The sequence below is a fragment of the Enterococcus sp. VV15 genome (assembly GCF_005236045.1).
Taxonomy (GTDB): domain Bacteria; phylum Bacillota; class Bacilli; order Lactobacillales; family Enterococcaceae; genus Enterococcus_B; species Enterococcus_B durans.
Genome location: NZ_QPTY01000016.1, coordinates 1 through 22142, shown reverse-complemented (window position 1 = coordinate 22142; position 22142 = coordinate 1). Strand labels below are relative to the sequence as shown.

The window sequence follows — 22142 nt, the reverse complement described above, 5'->3', positions numbered from 1 at the left end:
TGTCATGTCAGCGACATCACACTTTCTATTGGACTAAACGGTAAATAGCATCTGCATAGATAGCAGTCGCTTGATAGATATCTTCGACATACATATATTCATTTGGTTGATGCATTACATTTTCACGGCCAGGGAAAAGAGCGCCAAAAGCACAACCTTTTTCTAGAACTCTGCCATAAGTACCCCCGCCAATCGTGCACTCGTCTCCTTTTTCACCTGTATGCTCTTCATAAACTTCCAACAATGTTTTGATAAAAGGATCTTCTGCAGATACATAATGGGGCAGTTTGATATCCCCAATGATTTTTGCTGAAACAGCGAATGGTTGTAACAATTCACCTATCTCTTGTAAAATTTTTTCATTTGTTGTTCCTTTTGGATGACGAATATTGATAATGATTTGCTTTTCATCAGTATCATATCTGAATACATTGGCACTTGAAGTCACTTGACCCATCACTTCATCTTCCCAATAAATATTAAGCAAATGTCCATTGAAATCTTTATGTAGATAGTTGGCAATCACAGAAAGATAATTTGACCCGTCCGCATCAAATTGATAGCGATTTAAAAATTCACCTAAATAAGTAGCTGCATTGATTCCCTGTTTAGGGTCTTGCGCATGGACTGCTTTTCCAGTAATTTTGAATGTTGCGATATCCTCCGCCAATTCAAATGTACCTTTCAAGTGGTTTTCTTCTAAAAAACGATCAAAATCATGTGCCAGTATATCGATCAACTCTAGTTTTATTATATTTACGACCGCAACAGCCTCACTAGGGACCATATTTGAACGTAACCCTGAAGTAAAACTTGCCAATTTCAGCTTACTCGCTTCACTTTTTTGACTTTCAAACGATAATTCACAGGATATGATACCCTTCTCTCCATTGATGATCGGAAAGTTTGCATCTGGTGAAAAGCCAACTTTTGGTAGTGCTTCTACTTCTTCATAGCGATGGATTCCTGTCCATTCACTTTCTTCATCTGTTCCGAAAATAAAGCGGATTTTTTTATTGATCGGCAGATTCAATTTTTTGATCAGTTTTACAGCGTAATAAGCAGCAAGTGAAGGTCCTTTATCATCACTTGACCCTCGGGCAAATAGTTTTCCATCTTTGATGACCGGCTCAAAAGGATCGGTGTCCCACCCTTGACCAGCAGGAACTACATCGACATGTCCAAGAATCCCGAACATTTCTGCTTCTTCAGGTCCATGATCGATATGTCCAGCTAAATTACCGATATTTTTCGTTTTGAATCCATCTCTTTCGCCAAACGCTAATACTTTTTGTAATGCTAAAGCTGGTCCAGGTCCTAACGGATATTCTTCCGTTCGATGTTCAATGTCTCGTACGCTATCAATAGCCAAAAGTTCTTTTAGATCATTCATTAATTCTTCTTTTATTGACTCTACTTCATTTTGCCAATTGATTTTCATAGTAACCTCCTGATGATTCATAGTTATGTGTGTTTGATCGTCTCTATTTCGTTATATTCTTCTATTTTACAGATCTCAATGTTTCCACCACCGATTGAGATACCAGTGACAGCTACACTTTTATTGATCGATTTTAAGATGATTTTCACTGTATTGGGATGATCCATTTCTTTTTTTGAAGGAATAAAACATACCTCGATTCCTTCGCGGTAAGCTAGTGCAAACGACTCTCCTAAGTTAGGATCATCAGGCAGCATTCCGAGGAGTCCACCCACTAACGCAACGTCTGTCCCATGTCCGCGATAGGTTTTCCCAAAAGAACCATATAAATAGATATCGACCTCTGTCGGTTTTTCCTGGAACATTTCTCTGGCAAACTTTCCGATTTTTGCAGCACCGGCTGTATGGGAACTACTAGGACCAACCATGATCGGCCCGATAATATCAAAGACACTCGAATACTTAGCTGTCATATCCTCTCTCCTGGTCCATGTTTTCCCTTCAAATAGATATAAATTGGAATGCCTGCTAATGTTATTGCGATCCCGCTAGCTGCTAGTACTGTTTGGGTTACTAAGGTACTAGCAACGATAAAGATCCCGCCCACGATTGCGATCAGTGGGATCACTGGATAGATGGGTACTTTATAGGGCCTTTTCAGGTCTGGTTCTTTTTTTCTTAAAATAATCACGCCAATAAAGACCATCGTGTAAAATATCCAGATAACGAAGACGAGCATATCTGTCAGCATATCAAACCCACCAACCATCATCAGACCTACAGCAATGCTCAGTTCTAAGATACCTGCTACTAAAGGTATTTTCGTATGATTGGTCAATTTGCCCAAATACTGACTAAATGGTAACCGTTTTTCTTTCGCCATCACGTATGGAAGGCGCATACCAGTCAACGTATAACCATTGATTGTTCCGTAAACAGAGATCAAGATACCGATTGTGACTAACTTACCGCCAAAACCACCAAAAATCATTGTTGCTACTTCACTGGCTGCATTGCTGTTGCCACTGACACCTTCGATTGAAGCAGTTTTTAAAAAGACTGCATTGACTAATAAATAAACCACCATGATACCAATAATTCCTATAGAAATAGCTTTAGGAAGATCTTTGGCTGGCTTCTTTAATTCACCTGCAAGATTCCCCACATGAATCCACCCATCATAAGCAAACATCGTCGCTAAAAGTCCCGCTCCTAATGCCGAAAACAACGGAAGATCTTTCCCTGCTTCAAATGGGAAAAGCTGAAATTCCACTCCACCACTGCGAGATAGTCCAAATAAAACGATCAATAGTAAGGGAATCAATTTGCAAACTAAAGTGATCGACTGAAAGGTGCCACCCACTTTTGATCCTAGAAAATTGATCAACATGATCGTTACAGCTGCAATGATAGCGACTGGCACGATCAAAGAATTTGTTAAGCCAAAAAGATTGACGAATTGCGTACCGAAAATAATGGATAGTGCGGCGACATTTGCGGGAAAATAAATGATTACTTGCGCCCAACCTAGTAAAAATGCAGCAGTTTTTCCATAGATCCGTTCGATATATTTGATCATTCCGCCTGTTTCAGGTATCGCTGCTGCTAATTCTGCACCAGTCAATCCTGCACAAACTGAAATCACTCCCCCTAAAAACCATGAGAACATATGTAAGCTGACAGAGCCCGTCACTTCGGCGACACTTGCCGCTTTAAAGAAAACTCCAGCTCCGATCACCGTACCCATCACAGTGGATAGAGCAGTAAAAAAGCCCATGGTTCTTTTTAAGCCTTCTTCGTTCCCTTCGATATTTAATTGTGCTACTTCGTTATTCTCCATCTCCCTTTTCCTCCCTGAGCGTGGGACAAAAGTAAGAAACACTTTTGTCTCATTCATTAAAACGAATAAACGGTAGGAGCAGAAGCAACTCCTTCGGAGATAAGCCGAAATTCAAAAAAATTTGAAAAGCAATTTTCGTTAATTTCTTCTTATTTCTCGGAGTTAAACACTTCTGTTCCAGCCTCTTTTTATATTTTTGAAGGGGTTAGACTGTGGTTGCTAATTTTTCTTGAAGTTTCGTCAACATGTCTTGTGTCATCGCGTGTAGATCATATTTCGGACAGAAACCCCATTCTTCTTGTGCACAACTAATATTCAATGAGTCTGGCCAAGACTCAGCAATGGCTTGTCTAACAGGATCTACCTCATAAGTCATTACAAAATCAGGGATGAACTTTTGAATTGCTTCCTTGATTTCCTCTGGTTCAAACGCCATTGCTGAGATATTAAATGCATTACGATGGATCAATTTCTTTGGATCAGCATTCATCAATTGGATGATCGCCTCGATCGCATCTGGCATATACATCATATCCATTGAGGTACCTTGACCAATGAAACAGGTGTATTTCCCCTCTTTGATCGCTGAATAATAAATATCCACCGCGTAATCTGTCGTACCCCCACCTGGTAAAGTTTTGTAAGAGATCAACCCAGGGAACCGAACGCCTCTTGTATCCACCCCGTATTTCGTATGATAATAATCACAAAGCAATTCACCGGCGACTTTTGTTACTCCATACATCGTAGTAGGGCGTTGGAGTGTATCTTGTGGTGTACTTTTTTTCGGAGTATCCGGACCGAACGCGCCGATCGAACTTGGCGTGAAAAACTTCAAATCAAATTCGCGTGCTACTTCTAAAGCATTGACTAAACCTACCATATTAAGATCCCAAGCAAATTTCGGCTTTGCTTCAGCGACAGCGGACAATAACGCTGCCAAATGGATCAACGTATCGACTTGATAGGTTTCTACTAAGCTACGCATCTTTTCATAATCCATGACATCTAAAATTTCGAATAGTTCATCATCCTCACTTTGTTCAGGTAAACGGATATCTGTGGCAATGACATTTTCTTTTCCTAGATCTTGTCTGAGACGCGTAACCAATTCTGATCCAATTTGTCCTAAACATCCAGTAACTAACACTTTTTTCATCGTAAGGCTCCTTTGCAAATTATTTTTTCTATTGAAAGCAAATCGATTAGTGGCTCTCGTTGAATAGCTACGGCAAATGAAGGAAATAATTTTTTTCTTAAATGATCCCCATCTCTTTTCCCACCTTCAAATAAACAGCGATTGCCTGGTCTAACATCTCTTTTGTATGTTCCGCAGTCGGCATATTGCGGACCCGCCCAGTTCCTAATGGTACAGTTGGAAAAACGATTGGCTTCACATAGATCCCTTGTTCAATCAATTTGCTTGAAAAACGTTGTGTCATTGTTTCATCACCTAAAATAACTGGGGTAATCGGTGTCTGTGAAACGCCGATATCATACCCGATTTTTTTCAACTCGCTTTGAAAATATTCTGCGTTTTCCCATACCTTATCAACTAATTCGGGATGATCTTGCATCAGTTGAATAGAAGTTAAGGCTGCGCCTGCGGCTCCTGGTGTAAGAGAAGTCGAAAATAAGAATGGGCGACTGCGCGATTTTAACCAATCAATCAATAACTTCGAGCCTGCCACATAACCGCCAATCACACCAATTGCTTTTGATAATGTTCCCATCTGCATGTCGATTTTATGATTCAAACCGAAATGCTTCACTGTACCAGCTCCTTTACCCATTACTCCAGATCCGTGGGCATCATCTACGTAAGTGATCAAGCCATATTTTTCCGCAATAGGTATCATGTCTGGCAAATTAGCTATATCCCCATCCATTGAAAAAACACCGTCCGTGATATACATTATTTTTTTATAACGTCCACTTTCCACTGCTGTCTTGGCTTTTTCTTCTAAGTCGGTCATATCCTGATGCTTCACTCGAATGATCTTCGCTCCTGATAATCGACAACCGTCGATTATCGAAGCATGATTCAATTCATCTGATAATATGGCATCATCTTTCGTCATGATCGCTGAAATTGCGCCCATATTACAATTGAAACCAGACTGAAAAACAATCGCTGCTTCCGTTCCTTTAAACTCGGCAATTTTATTTTCTAACTCCTGATGAATCTGTAACGAGCCATTGATCGTCCGAACTGCTCCAGCACCAACGCCATACTTTATAGTAGCCTCGATACATGCCTCCTTTAGTTCTGCACGGTTGACAAATCCTAAATAATTGTTAGATGCTAAGTTTATCAACCTCCGTCCTTCAACATTGATGATTGCTGCATTCGCTCCTTCTAGAATGTCGATCGTATTGTACAATCCTTGATCCTTTAATAAAGATAACTCGCGATCCAAATAATCTGACAGTATTCCTGAAGACATTTCCCCACCTCCATTTTTTTGAAACAAAAACCTAGGGATTCACTATATGCAAAACAGTATCCTCCCGTCTGTTATTATGCCTGTTGCTGGTAGCGCTTACATCAATAATGAGAGTTATTTAACCGCTTTTTTCAAACATAACGTTTTATTATGAAACGATTATTATCCAACCAACTTATTTATTTTTTTGATTCCAAGTTATTTTTAGTTTATTTTTTTCTACATTGTATAAAAATGCTTTTAAGGCAATAAAGAGAAAAATAGCAACTATTTTCTGAATTTTTTTTTAATTTAAATACTAGATTACTTCTTCTTGACTTGATAAAAAAACAATTAATCATCATTTTTATTAGTGTTTTCTCATATTCCGTCTGCAATGCAAAATTTCTGTGTGAGTCATACTCTATGTAAGAAATTTTTTCAGGATATCTCGTAAAAAAATAGCCGATTACAAATAAGACTTGTTCAGCATTATTTTTAGTTTATTGTTTGCTTAACAAACTAGCGACCATAAGAAGACATAGGGTGAAACGTGAGAAAATAGTTATCGGTGTGAAAGTATCGATCTATCGATTCATATTATTTGGAATAAGATATGTAACGAATACTTTTATGATAGGGATTGCTTATGCTTTTGCAACTCTATTTATGCTATATGATATTTATACAACCATCCGTGATGTAAAAGGACTAAAAAAAACATGGTTCATAACAATTGAACATTCAACATCTTTCATACCGCAACGATTGAAATGCAAACATTGTTTTATTACATAAGAATATCCTCTTGTGAAAAACTTTATGCTTAAATAGCCACTTGTAAGGAACAAGATCGGTGGGAACGGATTTCGCAAGCCAACCAATGAATTGATGATTTTAGACTATAATCAAAAGGAGGAAAAATTTCATGGTCTTTTTACCACCTAATAAAACAAAAGCTGAAGAACTACTTTTGGCGAATAACTTGCATCTCCGTAGTAATTACATTCTTGCTAGCAGTCGAATGAATCCTGTTGCTAAATCCGCTACTTGGTTGTTTTTATCAGCTCGAATCTTAATTATCACCAATCTGTTTGAAAAACCTTATTGCCTAGTATTTATAAAAGACAAAATAGTTGCAATAAAAATTTTGGGAAAAGGATCCGTTACAACTTATAACAAAAGTGACATAACTAATTTTTCGGTAAAAGATGGGCTAAATTCTACATTGATAATCGTCTTTCTTTATCAGGGCGAACCAATTTCTTTCAAATTATACCCATAAAAACGCTGGTTATCGTATTGCTTATAGCGCTGAAAACCTCAAAAAATTAGAAATGGATTCTTGGCAAGGTTACCTTAGAGAAGCTGAATGAACTCGTTCTGCTCTCAACAACAAGAAAAAAATTCATACTTTCTTTATACTTAAAAAAGCTGAATGTGGGACAAATCTAACAATCAATTTTGCTACAGACTCTCGAATAAACGTCATCCAAAAGTCAGTTTTTTCGGAAATTTCAAAAATCAAAACCACCCGTGTGAACGGGTGGTTTTGATTGACATGCTCTTCATCATTATGACTTCTTTAGCCAACTATCCGGTGTAAAATCCGGATCATCAATGCCCCACTCATTAAAAAATTCGACCAAGAAATTACGCATAAAACATTCTCGGTGCTTCGCTTCTTCTTTGCCATATGCTGTATTCATCAAATCTGGTAATAAGAAGAGTTTTTCGTAAAAGTGATTGATAACAGTTGATCCCTTACGGTAGTCAGCTTTATTGGTATAATTTGTTGGCTGGATTTTTGGATCAAAAATCGGGTGGCCATGTCCTCCACCAAAATAAGCTGTTCGCAAAATACCGATCGCTCCTAACGCCTCGATTCGATCTGCATCCTGAACGATTTGACCTTCTAGTGATAGCACTGGCGCCTGTTCAGATATCCCTTTTGAAAAAGACATATTTTCAATGATGAAGAAAATTGCATCGATCGTTTCTTTTTTTAAATCGATTGCTATTAGAAAATGTTTTAATTCTTGTTTCGCCACTTGTTCATCTCGAACAACTTTATCATCGATCGTATCATGCAGATAAGCAGAAGCAAGCGTGATAAATGGATCAGCTTGAGGTTCAGTCACTAGAATCTTTTTAGCTAACTTGACCACCCGTTTCGTGTGGTCACTTCCATGACCCGTCTGATCATTTGCCAACTGCTTCATGCTATATTCAGCAATTTGAGCTAGTTTTTCCATAAATGATACTTCTCCTTGTTTTTAATCGACTTGGTAGACAGAAAAATAGATTTTTTCCATGTAATCGATCAAATATTGAGGATTCAATCCTTCATTTGTAGCATCCTGGATCAATTGAGTTGGTTTACGTGACGCACCGTATTGATGGATATGTTCTTTCATCCATTCTTTGATCGGTGAATAATCATCTGAAGCTAAGATTTCATCAATTGATTGTTCTTTTTCCATTGCATGTAGCAGTTGTGCCGCATACATATAGCCTAATGCATAAGATGGGAAGTAGCCGAAACTAGCCCCTGACCAATGGACATCCTGTAAGATACCCTCTACATCATTTTCAGGACGAACACCCAGATATTCTTCATATTTATCATTCCAAATTTCTGGTAATTCTTCAATGGCTACCCCTTCATTAAAGATCATTTTCTCGATTTCATAACGAATAATGATATGCAACGGATAAGTTAAGCTATCTGCTTCAATCCGTATTAAACTAGATTGTGTTTTTTTCAATGATCGGTAAAAATCATCAAAGGAGATATCATCAAATGTACCTTCTGCACATTCTTGGAAAAATGGATACTGTTTCTCCCAGAAATTGCGGTTGCTTCCAATAATGATTTCATTGAAAAGGGATTGTGACTCATGGATTCCCATAGAAGTACCTTGATAAATTGGCGTATATGCATATTTTTCATCGATATCCTGTTCATACATCCCATGACCAGCTTCGTGGATCACACCAAAAACTGCCATTTTGAAATCATGCTCATTCCAACGTGTAGTGATCCGTGCATCATTATGATTGATACCAAGCATAAAAGGATGGATCGTATCATCTAAACGGCCTCTTGAAAAATCATAGCCTAATTGCTCAATGACACCGACTACAAATTTTTCTTGTTGCGCCTTTGTCATTTTTCGTGAAAGGAAATCTGTTCTGGGCTCATGTCCTTTTTCCTTTAATGTTTGACGAATCTTGAGAATTCCCGATTTCAACTGATCAAATACCCGATCTAAGATCTCAACGGTAATTCCTGGTTCATATTGATTCAACAAAACGTCATAATCCGTTGCTTCGTCTTTTTTCCAATAAGGAATCAATTCTTTTGTCAATTCGATGTTCTTTGTTAGCGCTGGTTGGAAATCCGTAAATTTTTTCGATTCACGAGATTTTTGCCATTGCACTTGAGCGCTAGAAGTTGCAGAGGTCAGTGCAGTCATTAGTTCTTCTGGCACTTTATATTCTAACTCATAGTCTTCTTTCACTTTTTCAAAGATGACTTTTCCTGTTTCAGACAATTCAGTAGGATGTTCGGAAAAGTAATGAATGGCTTCTTTGATTTTAGGGCCGATTTTTTTTGAAAAATAAATACTATATAGATAACTATTTACTTCGCTTCGCTCATTACTAGCCTTTTCAGGCATTCCTGTTTGGATATCCCAATCCAAGATTCCTAAAGCTTGTTGCAATAGATTGATTTCTTTTAGTTCTTGTAACAGTTCCTTTTCCTTCATTACTAATTCCTCCAAACATCCATTTTATTTTTACGCTTCCATATTTTTTCTTGGAGGACGAGTTCCCCAATATTGAAATAGATCCGTACGCAAAGCACCGTTATATAATTTACGTTTCTTTGTTGCTTTTTGTCCGTAATATTCTTCAAAGGCAAGATCACTTGTCAAAATATACTTGCTCCATGTTTTGAGTGGTCTAAAAACGTCGCCCATTTCTTCATACAAACGTCTAACTGTTTCTTCTTCCCCGAGCCGTTCCCCATATGGAGGATTTGCAACGATCACACCATATTCTTTTTCAGTCTTGAAATCCTTCACTGCTCGCTGTTTGAAGGTGATCGAATCACCTAAACCGATCTCCTCAGCATTCGCCTGAGCAATTTCGATCATTCGTCCATTGATATCTGAACCCGTAATATCTAGTACGATATCATAATCTGCTTTTTCTTCTGCTGCAGCTCGTACATTTTTCATTACTTCTTTGTTGAACCAATCCCATGATTCACAGGCAAATTCTCGGTTGAAGCCAGGTGCGATATTATGACCGATCAATGCTGCTTCAATACAAATCGTTCCAGAACCACAAACGGGATCATAAAATGGACGGTCTTTTCTCCAATTCGTCAGCATCACTAGGGCAGCTGCCATATTTTCTTTTAACGGCGCGCCACCTTTTTCCAAACGATAGCCTCTTTTAAACAAGCTTGGTCCAGTCGTATCTAAAGTAATCATCACATGATCTTTCAACAATGCAACCTCTAATTGAAAATGTGTACCTGTTTCCGTCAATGGCACTGAAGCTGGTCGATGATAGTACGTACGTAGACGATCAACGATGGCTTTCTTAGTGATTGCCTGACAATCGGGTGTACTGTAAAGCTTCGATTTGATCGATTTACCCGCTACTGGGAATTCGGCATCTAGTGGAAGAAAGTCTTCCCATGGTAAAGCTTTCACATTCTCGAACAATTCATCAAAAGTAAACGCATCAAACTCGCCAACAACGATTTTTACTCTGTCCGCAGTTCTTAACCACAAATTGGCTGTCGCGATCGTTTCCATCGTTCCTTTGAATCTGGCTCTCCCATTTTCGACTTCGCACTTAATTCCCAAATCACGTAACTCTTTTCCGACCAATGCTTCTAGGCCGCTTGCAGCCGTCGCCACAAGATTAAATTCTCTATTAATGTCCATATCATTCTCCTTATTTATAAGAAAAGCTGAACGATTCGTCCAGCTTTTGAAAAATCAAAACGAAAGTTTAATCTCAAATGTTAAAAAAACCTTCACAACATGGTTGGAAGGTATTCCCTGTTTTATTGCGGTTTTCTGTAAGCCATGTTTTGTACGTCCTCCTTTTCAGGGAAGAAAGGAGAACGTGGTAACCATCTATCTGCAGTTAACCTGCCCTTTTGTCTCGTTCTTAATTCCCCGACAAAAAGCGCCCCTACCGTTGTTTGGGTTGCTCGCTCGAGGGGTTTACCGCGTTCCACCGAATAAGTTTCCCTATTCGCTTCGTCACTGTGGCACTTTCAAGGATACTAAAGCATAGTCAATGACCTTAGCTCGTTTTCCTGCCGTTACTCCCGAAAGAGTACCTTAGCTTATTTTTTCGCTAAGCACGAACACTACAGACATCACAGCCTGTGCGAGCATGGACTTTCCTCAGCCTGATCAAGTCAGACCGCGATTACCCGAAAACCGCAAAGATCGTTCATTTGTTAGAATTGACGAGTTTTTTCATTATCATCGTCATCACTTACATTTGTGTAGTTACTTGGATTTGGTTGGGAAACTTTTACTGCTGCTTGTTGATCCAATTTTTTTCCAAAAACTTCACGTTCAAGATTTGACAAACGTTTCAAGATATCAAAATTCGTTACTGCTGTGCTCTTAGGTGTTTCAGTTTGTTGCACCCGTGTTGGAGCAGCTCCTTGAGTTTTTGATAATTGAGCGATTTTTGCGCTCAACTTATCGTTTTCTTCTTGTAAAGCAAGGAGTTCTTTGCTGTAAGTTTCATAATCTTTGATAATATTGTCTAAGAATTCATCGACTTCAATGGGATCATATCCACGCATTTTTGTTTTAAATTCTTGTTGTAAAATGTCTTTAGGACTATAAACCAAGTTCGCCATATTTACACCTCTAGTTCTCATTTACATAATAACATTTCTACTTTCTCATTGTATCGGAAAAATATTGATAAATCAAACACTATCTCATTTATTCACTGAAATTTTGTAAATCGTCCATACTGATCAAGCGAATTTCATAGGGATGTTCTTCTTGATATTTTTCTGCATCCCTTAAAAAATACTGAGTTTTCCCAGGAAATTCTTCATCATAAATCAATAGACAACCATCTGTGTGTTCAAGAAGAAAACGGGTGTGATTTCTTAATTGACTTGGCGACTGGTAGGGCTGATGACTTACAGCTTCAACATAGTCAGAAAGTTGTTCTGCTAGTCTTTTCTTCTCTTGATTGTTCTCATTCCAATTGCTACCGAATGCCATAAAAGGATAAATGATCCCTAGATGCAACTCGGGGTAATCAAGTTTCAATTCTGCTACGATCTGCGTTGCCCACAATTCCACACCAAGGTTTCCACTTACAATGATCCATTCCAAACCTTCTTCTGCTAATTGCTGGATCTCTTTTTTTAAGACTTTTTTAATAACTGACACTTTGGGATCATTTTCTTTAAATACACCAAGTTCAAAACTCCGATATCCCGAAAAGTAAATGACTTTTACACTATCCATCTCAGTTTCCTTTTCTTTCTCTCGCCTTTTTTGATATAATATGGCCTAGGAGTGTGATTAAAATGGTTTTACGCTATCCGAATGGCCAACCATACCATAAGAATGCCTCTTTAGAAGAGAAAATTCAAGAAAAAAGAAAAGCACCGATAGAATTCGGCAAGCGAGGTATGCGTTTTGAAGAAGCAATCAACGAAAGTAATGAGTATTACCTTACGCGCCAAATAGCTGTTATCCATAAAAAACCAACACCAATACAAATCGTTAAAGTAGATTATCCTCGACGTAGCGCCGCTGTTATTAAGGAAGCATATTTCACCCAAGCTTCCACAACAGATTATAACGGTGTATATCGAGGTTTCTATTTGGATTTTGAAGCAAAAGAAACGAAGAATAAAACTTCTTTTCCATTTAAAAACTTTCATGCGCATCAAATCAGCCATATGGAAGCTTGTCTGCAACAAAATGGGATTTGTTTTGTCTTATTATGGTTTTCATCTTTGAAGCGCTGCTTTTATTTAAATAGTACACACCTGATCGACTATTGGCATGCACAAAAGGAAAACGGTAGGAAATCTCTGCCGCTCTCTTTGATAGAAAATTTGGGGATCGAGATCCAAACTGGCTTTTCGCCACGTATCCCTTATTTAAATGCAGTCGATCAGTATCTCTCAACACTAACTATTGAAGGAGAACACAAGAATGGCAAATGAACAAACTAGAACTTCCAGACGCAACAGTACCCCTTCTTCTAAAAAAGGACCGAAGAAGTCTGGAAAAAAAACTAGGAAAAATACGAAAAGCCTGATTACACGAATATTTCTGATCGCGCTGTCACTAGCATGCGTAGCATTTTTAGCGGGAGTTGGACTTTTCTGGTTCTACGCAAAGGATGCACCTGCATTGACTGACAATGCGTTAGACGCCACCGTCTCTTCTAAACTCTATACCCAAGATGGTGAACTGTTCGAAGACCTAGGTGCAGAAAAACGCGAAAAGATTTCTGCAAATGAATTACCAAAGACGCTAGAAAATGCAATCGTTTCTGTCGAAGACCGAAGATTTTATAAACATATCGGGATCGACCCTGTACGGATCATTGGTTCTGCTGTCTCAAACTTTACTTCTGGAGGACTGCAAGGAGGAAGTACGTTGACACAACAATTGATCAAACTTTCTTACTTCTCGACAAACGCTTCTGACCAAACATTAAAAAGAAAAGCACAAGAAGCTTGGATGGCTGTGAGGTTAGAACAGAAAAAATCAAAACAAGAAATATTGACTTATTATGTGAACAAAGTATATATGTCAAATGGACTATACGGCATGGAAACTGCCTCAGAGATGTATTTTGGTAAGAAGTTAGGCAATTTATCTTTGCCACAAACTGCGTTATTGGCTGGAATGCCGCAAGCACCATCTGCTTATGACCCTTATCAGTATCCTGAACAAGCAAAGAAGCGTCGTGATACTGTTTTGTACACGATGTTGCAAAATGACAAGATTTCTCAAACCGATTATGACAATGCGGTCAATACACCGATAAATGAAGGTCTCCAAGAATTGAAAAAAGAGGCAGATAATTCAAAAATCGTTGATAACTACGTAAAAGAAGTCATTAATGAGGTCCAAGAAAAAACGGATAAGAATGTCTATACTGACGGTCTAGATATCTATACGAATTTAGATTTAGATGCACAAAAACAACTTTATAACATTGTGAATACGGATGAATACGTCAATTACCCGGACGACAAAATGCAAGTTGCATCGACACTGATCGATACTAAAACCGGAGAAGTGAAAGCACAGATCGGTGGCCGCCATGTTGCAGATGACGTGACTCTAGGAATGAATCTAGCAGTGAATACTTCACGCGATTTCGGTTCTACAATGAAACCTGTCACTGATTACGGTCCTGCATTCGAGTATTTAAAATACTCAACTGGAAAAATGATTACTGATGCTCCTTATAACTACGAAGGAACTTCGACTCCTGTTGGGAACTGGGATAACAGCTATCTAGGTACGATCACATTAAGACAAGCATTATATCTTTCTAGAAACGTCCCTGCCGTAAAACTATTTAATGAAGTCGGCTCTGATAAAGTAAGCTCATTCTTGAAGGATCTGGGCATCGAGTACAGTACGATCCATCAGTCAAATGCAATCTCAAGTAACACAGAAAAACAAGATGGGACAAAATATGGTGCATCATCACTGAAAATGGCTGCTGCCTACGCTGCTTTTGCCAACGGCGGAACCTATTATAAACCACAATATGTCAATAAGATCGTCTTCCAAGATGGTACTGAACAAACGTATGAACCTGAAGGAAAAACTGCCATGTCACCAGAAACTGCCTATATGGTCACAGATATCCTAAAAGATACGATCACAAAAGGAACTGGATCGAATGCACTCATCCCTGGACTTTTCCAAGCTGGAAAAACTGGAACATCTAACTATACAGATGAGGAATATGCAAAAATAGGTCTTTCGAGCGGCGTGTATCCTGATATTTTATTTGCCGGCTACACACCAAATTATGCGATTTCTGTTTGGACTGGATACAATGAGAAGCTAACGCCTGTAACATCCGAATCTTCTCATGTGGCTTCAGATGTTTATAGAGAATTGATGAAATATGTATCAGCAAATGTGACAAATGAAGATTGGGAAATGCCAAGTGGACTTGTTCGCTATGGTAGCGAGTTATACTATCGAGATCAAGTGAACAATACGCAAAGAAGAACCACATCGTCAAGTACCGTTCCATCTTCGACTGTTACAATACCAGAAAGCTCAACGTCTTCTACTACTGAAAGTACTACGACTCAAAGTTCAACAGAAAGCACAACATCTAGTCAGAGCTCTGAGTCATCAAGTAGTAGTGAAACATCATCAAATACTGCACCTTCATCATCAAGCAGCACTCCACCGGCATCTAGCTCATCGGCTCCACAAGAGTCCTCTGAGCCAACGACGCCATCAAGTAATGCGAATGAATCACAAGTTAGCGGCAGTTCAGCTGGATGATATGCTTAATAAAATCCAGGGATTCGCAAAATACAATGCGAATCCCTGGATTTTGCTCTACATATGAGGTACACAGACAACACGGTTTCAATAAGTCTGTTGCTACCGTTTATGCAAATCGAATGAGGTCGAGAAAAAAGTCGTTTCGATTTAAAAAATTGGAGAAAAAAGAGGCTCGGACAGAAGTGTTTAACTCCGAGAAACAAGAAGAAATTCACAAAAATTGCTTTTCAAATTTTTGTGAATTTCGACTTATTTAAGAAGGAGTTGCTTCTGCTCCCATCGTTTATTCGTTTTTAAAGAATGAGACAAAAGTGTTTCTTACTTTTGTCCCACATTCGTTCGATGTTTATCGTTCGATCTTCATGACTTATCTTTATTATGCAACTTCATCCTATTTTTACCTTCTTGGCACATATCCAGTAGTGGACATACTTCACAACGTGGGTTTCTTGCCGTACAATGATACCTACCAAAAAAAATCAAGGTATGGTGTGTTTTCACCCACAAGTCTTCTGGTATTTTTCTCATGAGCGTCTCTTCTACTTCTAGTACCGAAGCGTTCAATTTACAGATTCTCAGACGTTTCGACACTCGTTCGACATGTGTATCGACAGCAATCGCTGGGATACCGAATGCATCCCCAAGGACAACATTGGCTGTTTTTCGCCCTACTCCAGGCAATGATACCAATGCTTCTCTAGTAGTTGGCACTTGACCACCAAAGTTTTCGATCAGTTGTTGTGCGCATGCTTTGATATTTTTTGCTTTGTTTCGATAAAGGCCGATCGTCTTGATTTTAGGAATGATTTCTTCAACCGAAGCAGCCGCTAAGTCTTCAGGCGTAGGAAATGCCTCAAACAGAGCGGGAGTTGCTTTATTTACAGAAACATCAGTGGCTTGAGCACTCAAGATGACTGCTATCAGTAATTCATAAGGGTTGCTATGTTGTAATTCACCATGAGCCTCAGGAAACATCTGATACATTTTTTCAATTGCTTCCATGGTTTTCTGCTTACTTAACATATTAGTCCTCCAACCAGTTTTTCAATGATACTTTGGGAAGCTCCTCTTCTTGTTGATTTGATGAGGCCACTTCTTTTTGCAAAAGCTGTTGCTTTCTTCTTTTTTGATCTTCCTCTACCTGTTGTTTTGTCTTGAGATTTTTACGCTCCCAAGACAACAAAATCCGATCTACATAATTGAAACTGTATGCCTGGTTCAAGACAGCTTCACGCAATGCTAGTTTGATGATCTCCGGTTGGTAATGATCTTCTTCAAGCCATTGACCGATCCGCTGAAATTCAATCGCAGACAGAGGCCGCCCAAACTCTTGTTCAAACATCTGGTAAACAGACTGGACTTCTTTCTCCTGACTCATATCTTCTAGTTTTCGACTTTGTTTTTCCAAAAAATCTCCCAGAACATCATATATCGGATAAAGGTCATAGCGATCCACTTTCTTTCCATCGATCGTTTCTGTTTTGATATTTATAAAGCCATTACTGACTAATCGATTCAATAGTTGATAAATAAGGTCTTGCTTGACACCCATGTTTAGAGCAATCATCTGCAAATCTGGAAATGAATCACCTTCTAGCTGTGCCATGTGTATCTGCAATATAAATAAAAATTCTTCTGACTGAAGTCCAATCCGATGATAATTTTTTAGCAATAAATTCGATATGATCGTTTGACCTGATTTTAAATAATTTTCTAAGTTCAACATGGTTTTTCCTCCACTTCATTCTCAGTATACGTAAAAAAATTAAATGAAGCAAGTGACCATTCCCTTGTTTAATGTGGTTTATTTTTTTGCTTTTATTTTGTATATTTTCACTTTTCGGAATAAATAAAATGGATTTGGTGTTCCGACTTCTATAAAAAATGACCCATCTATTTCAAAATTTTTTTGAAACAGACTGGTCAATCGACTCCCTAGCTTAGCTATAGCTAAAAGCATTATTTTTAAAAATCATCTTCCGTTTGTAAAATATAGGGTTCGCCTTCGTAAGTATATTCTGTGTTCAGCGTTCCATCATTTTCATCTGAATAGATACGGCGAGAAAATGGGAAGCGGTGAGATACGCCATCCTTTGCTTCTTCTGCAGGCATCTCATAATAATCTTCTTGTGTCTGATTCAATTGGCTGATTATCTTATCCGCTAGCGACTCAATCATCACATCTTTTTGCGCCGCTAATTGTTGATAATCCTCCATAAATGCCTCTTGTTGTACAAAATATTCTTTTTCCATCTTGCTATTCCTCCCCATCAATCATTCTTGACTCTCCATGTTCGTTTATCCATGAGTTGTCTTTCTCTACTTATTTTGGCAGAAAATCCTTTAGAAAACAACTAATTCGTTACACTCCCCTGATTTTAAAAAAAAGGACAAAAAAGCAAAGTAGAATCTTTGCTTTTTTGCCTTCATCATTAACTAAAACGAAAAAATACACCGGTGCCTTCTAACTATTGTGCTGTTTCAATTTCGCCAAGAGCTGCTTGAGCTAATAAGTTCAAGTAGTTCCAAGGGCGATCAAAATGTGGTTGGAAGAAAAAGTCAGAAAGTGCTAGATCTTCGACGGTCATTTTATTTTGAACAGCTAACGACATCGTATTCGCAGATTGCGTAATATCGTATTTAGACATAAATTGAGCGCCAACGATACGGTTCGTTCCTTTTTCATAAACTAATTCCATCATGACTTTTTCAGTCGTTGGCATAAACTCAGGACGATAATTGTCTTCAAAGACAGTTGCTTCTACATCAAGATTATTCATAGGTGCACTTTCTTTTGTCACACCTGTTGAACCAATCGTCCACCCAAATAAATAAAGTCCAGACGTACCTTGTGTACCACGATAAGCCATTTTATGTTCCGTTAGATTATTTCCTACAAGCAAACCTTGACGTACTGCATTCGTAGCAAGAGGAATATAGTTTTGTGTTCCACTTGGATTGTAATTCACTACCGCAGAGTCTCCAGCCGCGAAAATATCTGGGTCACTCGTTTGCATGTACTCGTTCACTTTGATGGCACCATTTGGCAATGTATCTACTTTCCCCTTGATCAGAGTAGTATTCGGTCTAAACCCAACACATAGAATAACCATATCTGCATCAAATGTTTCTTTTGGAGTTGCAACTTGTTTCACTTTACCATTGTCATCTGCAATAAATTCGGAAACATTTTCTCCCAAGGCTAATGTGACGCCACGATCGACAAGTTCTTTTTCAAGGATATCTGTGAATGGTTTATCAAGGTATTTGTTAAGAATACGATCAAGTCCATCGATCAACGTCACTTGTTTACCTGATTCAACAAATGCTTCGACTAATTCGATCCCGATGTAGCCTCCACCTACGATCACTACGCGTTTTGCTTCTTCAGCCTTGGCAATGATCTCATTCGCTTGATTATAATTTTTACATAACAGAATGTTTTCTGATTCGATTCCTTTGATTGGTGGAATGATTGGCCATGAACCTGTAGTCATGACTAATTTATCGTAAGAAACTGTTTCAACTTCTCCCGTATTCAAATCTTTCGCTGTCACTTTTTTATTTTCAGTGTCTACATCAGTGACATCATGTTCCATTTTTACAGTTGCCCCTAAAGAATGAAGTTCTGCAGGATTAGAATAGAATAAACCGGCTGGGTCTTTTACTACACCACCAACATATAATGCGATCCCACAGGATAAAAATGAAACATTGTCATTTCGCTCATATACCGTAACATCTGCTTCTGGATGATTTTTTAAGATACTTTTTACGGCTGCTGTCCCTGCATGTGTGCAGCCAATTACTACAACTTTCATATGTGAATCCCTCCGATTAACGTTTTGTCCTTTGACAAGCTACACTATATCAAAAATAAAACGGATACAACAATTTAATGCTTGTGAATTCACAAGGATCAGCTTGTTGTATTTCAAGCATTCATTTGAGAAAATGCCTATTTAACAACCTTATATATGTGAATTAACACACAATAATTCTTTTGTTTGTGAATGATTAAAAAAAAAATAAAAAAAGCTAGTGATTTTTTTGTCAAACTAGCTTTTTTTAACCTGATTCATTCATATTTGTTTACTATCGACAATCCAAGATTACTCCACTTTGCATTCTGGGCAAAGACCATATAATTCTAAACGATGTTCTTTGATTTGAAAGTCAGTCAAACGACTCGCTGCCATTTCGATATCTTCCAATCCAGGATAATGGAAATCCACAATTTTTCCGCAGTTTTCACAGATGACATGATAATGTCGTTTTGAACTGAAATCGAATCGACTAGAGGCGTCCCCATATTTCATCTCTTGTACGAACCCGATTGAAGTAAACAATCTTAAATTGTTATATACAGTTGCTACACTCATATTTGGGAAACGATGTTCCAGAGCTCGATAAATTTCATCAGCTGTCGGATGTGAATGATGTTCAATCAGATACTCTAGCACTGCGTACCGCTGAGGTGTAATTCGTATATTTTCTTTTTTTAACTTACCTATTGCTTCTTCAACTATTTTGTTCTCCATTTTTAAACACCCCAAAGTTGTTATTCTCGTCTTATCATACTATTTTTATTTTTTAAAATCTACTTTTTGTGAATAGAAATTTCAAAATACTTATGATATTGCGAAAAAAGGCGTAAATCAAGAATAGCTCTCTCTTTTTACGCCTTCAACTCTATTATTTTATCCTAAACACTTATTTAACATCAACTGCTTTTTCTATCAAAGTTCTTGATATAAGGGCGTAGACAAATAGCGTTCTCCATTATCAGGGACGATAGCCAGTACCTTTTTGCCTTCTCCTAATGATGCTGCTTCTTTGAGTGCCGCAGCAATCGCTGCTCCAGAAGAAATGCCGACTAAAATGCCTTCTTCTCTTCCAACACGTCTTGCAGTCTCCATTGCTTCGTCTCCTGTGATACCGACTACTTTATCATAAACAGAAGTATCTAGTGTATCAGGAACAAAACCTGTGCCAATTCCTTGAATTTTATGTGGTCCTGCTACTTTTCCTTCTAAGATTGCAGATTCAGCAGGTTCGACTCCAACGATCTCAATTGATGGGTATACTCGTTTTAACTCTCTACCTGTCCCAGTAATCGTTCCCCCTGTACCGATTCCAGCTACAAATGCATCCAGTCCATTGATGCCAAAAGCTTCTTGGATTTCATGACCTGTTGTTTTTTCATGGATTGCTGGATTCGCTGGGTTTTCAAATTGAAGCGGCATGAAATAGCCATGTTCTTCTGCTAAGCGTTTTGCCTCCTTGATTGACCCACTGATAGCTTCTGACCCTGGAGTCAAAATTAATTCTGCTCCGTAACCTTTCATCAATAAACGCCGTTCCATACTCATCGTTTCAGGCATTACAATAATCACTTTATACCCTTTAGCTACTCCTACCATGGCTAAACCAATCCCAGTGTTACCTGATGTTGGTTCAATGATCGTATCTCCAGGTTTCAATATCCCATCTTGTTCTGCTTTTTCAATCATACTTAATGCGATCCGATCTTTCACACTGCCACCAGGATTAAAAAATTCAAGTTTCACATAAACTTCCGCTGCCCCTTCAGGAACTATATGGTTTAGCTTGACGATTGGGGTTCTCCCAATCAACTCGGTAATTGAATGATATAATTGTGTCATGTGTATATTCCTCCTTAACTCGTCTTCTTCTTTATGATAATACAAATCAGAAGCATCTGGCGAATAATTCGTCTTTCCTATTATAATACAAAAAGCAAAGAAACATCATCTTAGATATTCCTTTGCTTATAAATAATAGGTAGAATTACACATTCAACTCTTGACCGACTAGTAAAGAATAGTTCGACATCGTCATGCCATTTTTGGCCATTAGATCATCAACAGACATTCCGTACTTTTGGGCGATATCCCATAAAGTATCCCCTGAAACGACCGTATAGGTACCACCAGAAGATGCAGTTGATTTGCTGCTCGTTGTCGTCGTTGTGGTTGTACTTGTTGTCGTTGTAGTACTTGTTGAAGACGATGTTGATCCGGTAGATGGTGTATCAAAACGAGTTAAATTATACGTATTAATCAATGAGTTCAATTTTGTACCATAATCAGGGTCAGTCGCGTATCTACCTGTCAAATAGGCAGTCGCATCATAGAAACTAGTCGTATTGCTTTTCCATACGCCAGAATAATGATAATCGCCAGTTGAAAAACTAGTCGAACGTAAAACATTCGCGTGATCTTGGAAAGACTCCCAATAAGAAGAATATTTGCGGAATGGTTCATTCATCGTTACCCATTGTCCATCAATATATTCTTGCGTAGCCATATAAACAACCTGCCCACCATAACTACCTTTTACACCGAATAGATTATAATTCGGAGCACTGGATAATCCTGAAGTTCCATAAGCACTTTCCAATAATGCTTGGGCTATCATTACAGAAGCGTACAAGTCATTACTTGCAGCCACTTCTGAAGCAGACCAACCAATTTGATTGATAAACGCTTGAGGATCAGTTGTATTTTGCGGCGCTTGTTCGTCTGCACTTACATGTTGTGGTGTTGCTGTAACCATCATTGGCCCAACGAGCAATGTTGTCCCTACTAAAGGAGCAATTGCCTTTTTATTGATCACCAAAGTTCTTTTACTTTTCTGGTGTCGGGCACTGCGGGTTTTCAGCTCTTGCATTCGAATTCCTCCTCAAAAAATAAAAAACTCTAAATAAAATTTTCTATCTTTAAACAAACTTAATTAATTAAATTATACTTTTAAATTTCAGATAAAGTCCATATAATTGTGTAAAAGATAAAAGGCCATGTAACAGCCCTTTTACGGTACAATGTTTTTAACCACAA

The 22142-nt window shown here is 38.3% G+C and carries 19 protein-coding genes, 1 other RNA gene and 2 pseudogenes; 4 read left to right on the top strand and 18 right to left on the bottom strand.

The window, feature by feature from the left end; genetic code table 11:
• Window positions 1-25 precede the first annotated feature (25 nt).
• The 5 genes and pseudogenes from pepV to DVW83_RS07400 form a co-directional block, all read right to left on the bottom strand.
• The gene (gene pepV / locus DVW83_RS07420) at window positions 26-1441 is read right to left on the bottom strand and encodes a dipeptidase PepV (RefSeq protein WP_104660379.1); all 1416 of its coding nucleotides are present in this window, start codon (window positions 1439-1441) and stop codon (window positions 26-28) included.
• Window positions 1442-1494: 53 nt separating this feature from the next.
• A pseudogene (locus DVW83_RS07415) lies at window positions 1495-1914 on the bottom strand (serine dehydratase beta chain); the annotation flags it as partial.
• Window positions 1911-3281: an APC family permease gene (locus DVW83_RS07410; RefSeq protein ID WP_104660377.1), complete on the bottom strand. Its 1371-nt coding sequence runs from the start codon at window positions 3279-3281 to the stop codon at window positions 1911-1913. The pseudogene DVW83_RS07415 and the gene DVW83_RS07410, both read right to left, overlap by 4 nt.
• A gap of 205 nt (window positions 3282-3486) precedes the next feature.
• Window positions 3487-4440, bottom strand: a complete 954-nt coding sequence (locus DVW83_RS07405; protein ID WP_104661254.1) for an L-threonine 3-dehydrogenase — start codon at window positions 4438-4440, stop codon at window positions 3487-3489.
• 97 nt (window positions 4441-4537) lie between these two features.
• Window positions 4538-5728 (bottom strand): glycine C-acetyltransferase, encoded by a 1191-nt coding sequence (locus DVW83_RS07400; protein WP_104661253.1) that lies wholly within the window; start codon window positions 5726-5728, stop codon window positions 4538-4540.
• Window positions 5729-6635: 907 nt separating this feature from the next.
• Here DVW83_RS07400 and DVW83_RS07390 point away from each other — a divergent pair.
• Window positions 6636-6992: a hypothetical protein gene (locus DVW83_RS07390; RefSeq protein ID WP_238699382.1), complete on the top strand. Its 357-nt coding sequence runs from the start codon at window positions 6636-6638 to the stop codon at window positions 6990-6992.
• Between the two features lie 289 nt (window positions 6993-7281).
• Here the strand turns inward: DVW83_RS07390 and DVW83_RS07385 are convergent, their stop codons facing one another.
• From DVW83_RS07385 to DVW83_RS07360, 6 genes are all read right to left on the bottom strand, one after another.
• Window positions 7282-7962 carry an HD domain-containing protein gene (locus DVW83_RS07385; protein WP_104661251.1) on the bottom strand — a complete coding sequence of 227 codons (681 nt, stop codon included), beginning with the start codon at window positions 7960-7962 and terminating at the stop codon, window positions 7282-7284.
• A 21-nt stretch (window positions 7963-7983) separates the two neighbouring features.
• A complete protein-coding gene (locus DVW83_RS07380) occupies window positions 7984-9480 on the bottom strand; it encodes a carboxypeptidase M32 (protein ID WP_104661250.1) in 1497 nt (498 codons plus the stop codon).
• 30 nt (window positions 9481-9510) lie between these two features.
• Window positions 9511-10674: a THUMP domain-containing class I SAM-dependent RNA methyltransferase gene (locus tag DVW83_RS07375; protein WP_104661249.1), complete on the bottom strand. Its 1164-nt coding sequence runs from the start codon at window positions 10672-10674 to the stop codon at window positions 9511-9513.
• A 133-nt stretch (window positions 10675-10807) separates the two neighbouring features.
• An RNA gene (gene rnpB / locus DVW83_RS07370) (RNase P RNA component class B) lies at window positions 10808-11182 on the bottom strand.
• Window positions 11183-11201: 19 nt separating this feature from the next.
• Complete coding sequence (gpsB, locus tag DVW83_RS07365; RefSeq protein ID WP_104661248.1) at window positions 11202-11615, bottom strand: cell division regulator GpsB; 414 nt, start codon at window positions 11613-11615, stop codon at window positions 11202-11204.
• Between the two features lie 88 nt (window positions 11616-11703).
• Complete coding sequence (locus tag DVW83_RS07360; RefSeq protein ID WP_104661247.1) at window positions 11704-12243, bottom strand: DUF1273 domain-containing protein; 540 nt, start codon at window positions 12241-12243, stop codon at window positions 11704-11706.
• Window positions 12244-12305: 62 nt separating this feature from the next.
• Between DVW83_RS07360 and recU the strand changes: the two genes are divergently transcribed.
• From recU to DVW83_RS15960, 3 genes and pseudogenes are all read left to right on the top strand, one after another.
• Window positions 12306-12953, top strand: coding sequence for a Holliday junction resolvase RecU (gene recU, locus DVW83_RS07355; RefSeq protein WP_104661246.1), 648 nt, complete (start codon window positions 12306-12308; stop codon window positions 12951-12953).
• Window positions 12943-15279, top strand: coding sequence for a PBP1A family penicillin-binding protein (locus DVW83_RS07350; protein WP_104661245.1), 2337 nt, complete (start codon window positions 12943-12945; stop codon window positions 15277-15279). Before recU ends, DVW83_RS07350 begins: the two co-directional genes overlap by 11 nt.
• 165 nt (window positions 15280-15444) lie before the next feature.
• Window positions 15445-15579, top strand: a pseudogene (locus tag DVW83_RS15960) (DUF3788 family protein); the annotation flags it as partial.
• A gap of 63 nt (window positions 15580-15642) precedes the next feature.
• On the opposite strand, the gene nth reads toward DVW83_RS15960, so the two are convergent.
• From nth to DVW83_RS07310, 7 genes are all read right to left on the bottom strand, one after another.
• Window positions 15643-16305 (bottom strand): endonuclease III, encoded by a 663-nt coding sequence (gene nth / locus DVW83_RS07340; RefSeq protein ID WP_104661411.1) that lies wholly within the window; start codon window positions 16303-16305, stop codon window positions 15643-15645.
• Window position 16306: 1 nt separating this feature from the next.
• Complete coding sequence (locus DVW83_RS07335) at window positions 16307-17008, bottom strand: DnaD domain protein (RefSeq protein WP_104661412.1); 702 nt, start codon at window positions 17006-17008, stop codon at window positions 16307-16309.
• A gap of 239 nt (window positions 17009-17247) precedes the next feature.
• A complete protein-coding gene (locus DVW83_RS07330; protein WP_104661413.1) occupies window positions 17248-17535 on the bottom strand; it encodes a DUF5960 family protein in 288 nt (95 codons plus the stop codon).
• Window positions 17536-17750: 215 nt separating this feature from the next.
• Window positions 17751-19103 carry an NADH oxidase gene (locus tag DVW83_RS07325; RefSeq protein ID WP_104661414.1) on the bottom strand — a complete coding sequence of 451 codons (1353 nt, stop codon included), beginning with the start codon at window positions 19101-19103 and terminating at the stop codon, window positions 17751-17753.
• A 291-nt stretch (window positions 19104-19394) separates the two neighbouring features.
• Window positions 19395-19823: a Fur family transcriptional regulator gene (locus tag DVW83_RS07320; protein WP_104661415.1), complete on the bottom strand. Its 429-nt coding sequence runs from the start codon at window positions 19821-19823 to the stop codon at window positions 19395-19397.
• Between the two features lie 198 nt (window positions 19824-20021).
• A complete protein-coding gene (cysK, locus tag DVW83_RS07315; protein ID WP_137239193.1) occupies window positions 20022-20948 on the bottom strand; it encodes a cysteine synthase A in 927 nt (308 codons plus the stop codon).
• 145 nt (window positions 20949-21093) lie between these two features.
• Entirely contained in the window at window positions 21094-21975 is an 882-nt protein-coding gene (locus DVW83_RS07310; protein ID WP_104661417.1) for a glucosaminidase domain-containing protein, read from the bottom strand.
• Window positions 21976-22142: the final 167 nt, after the last annotated feature.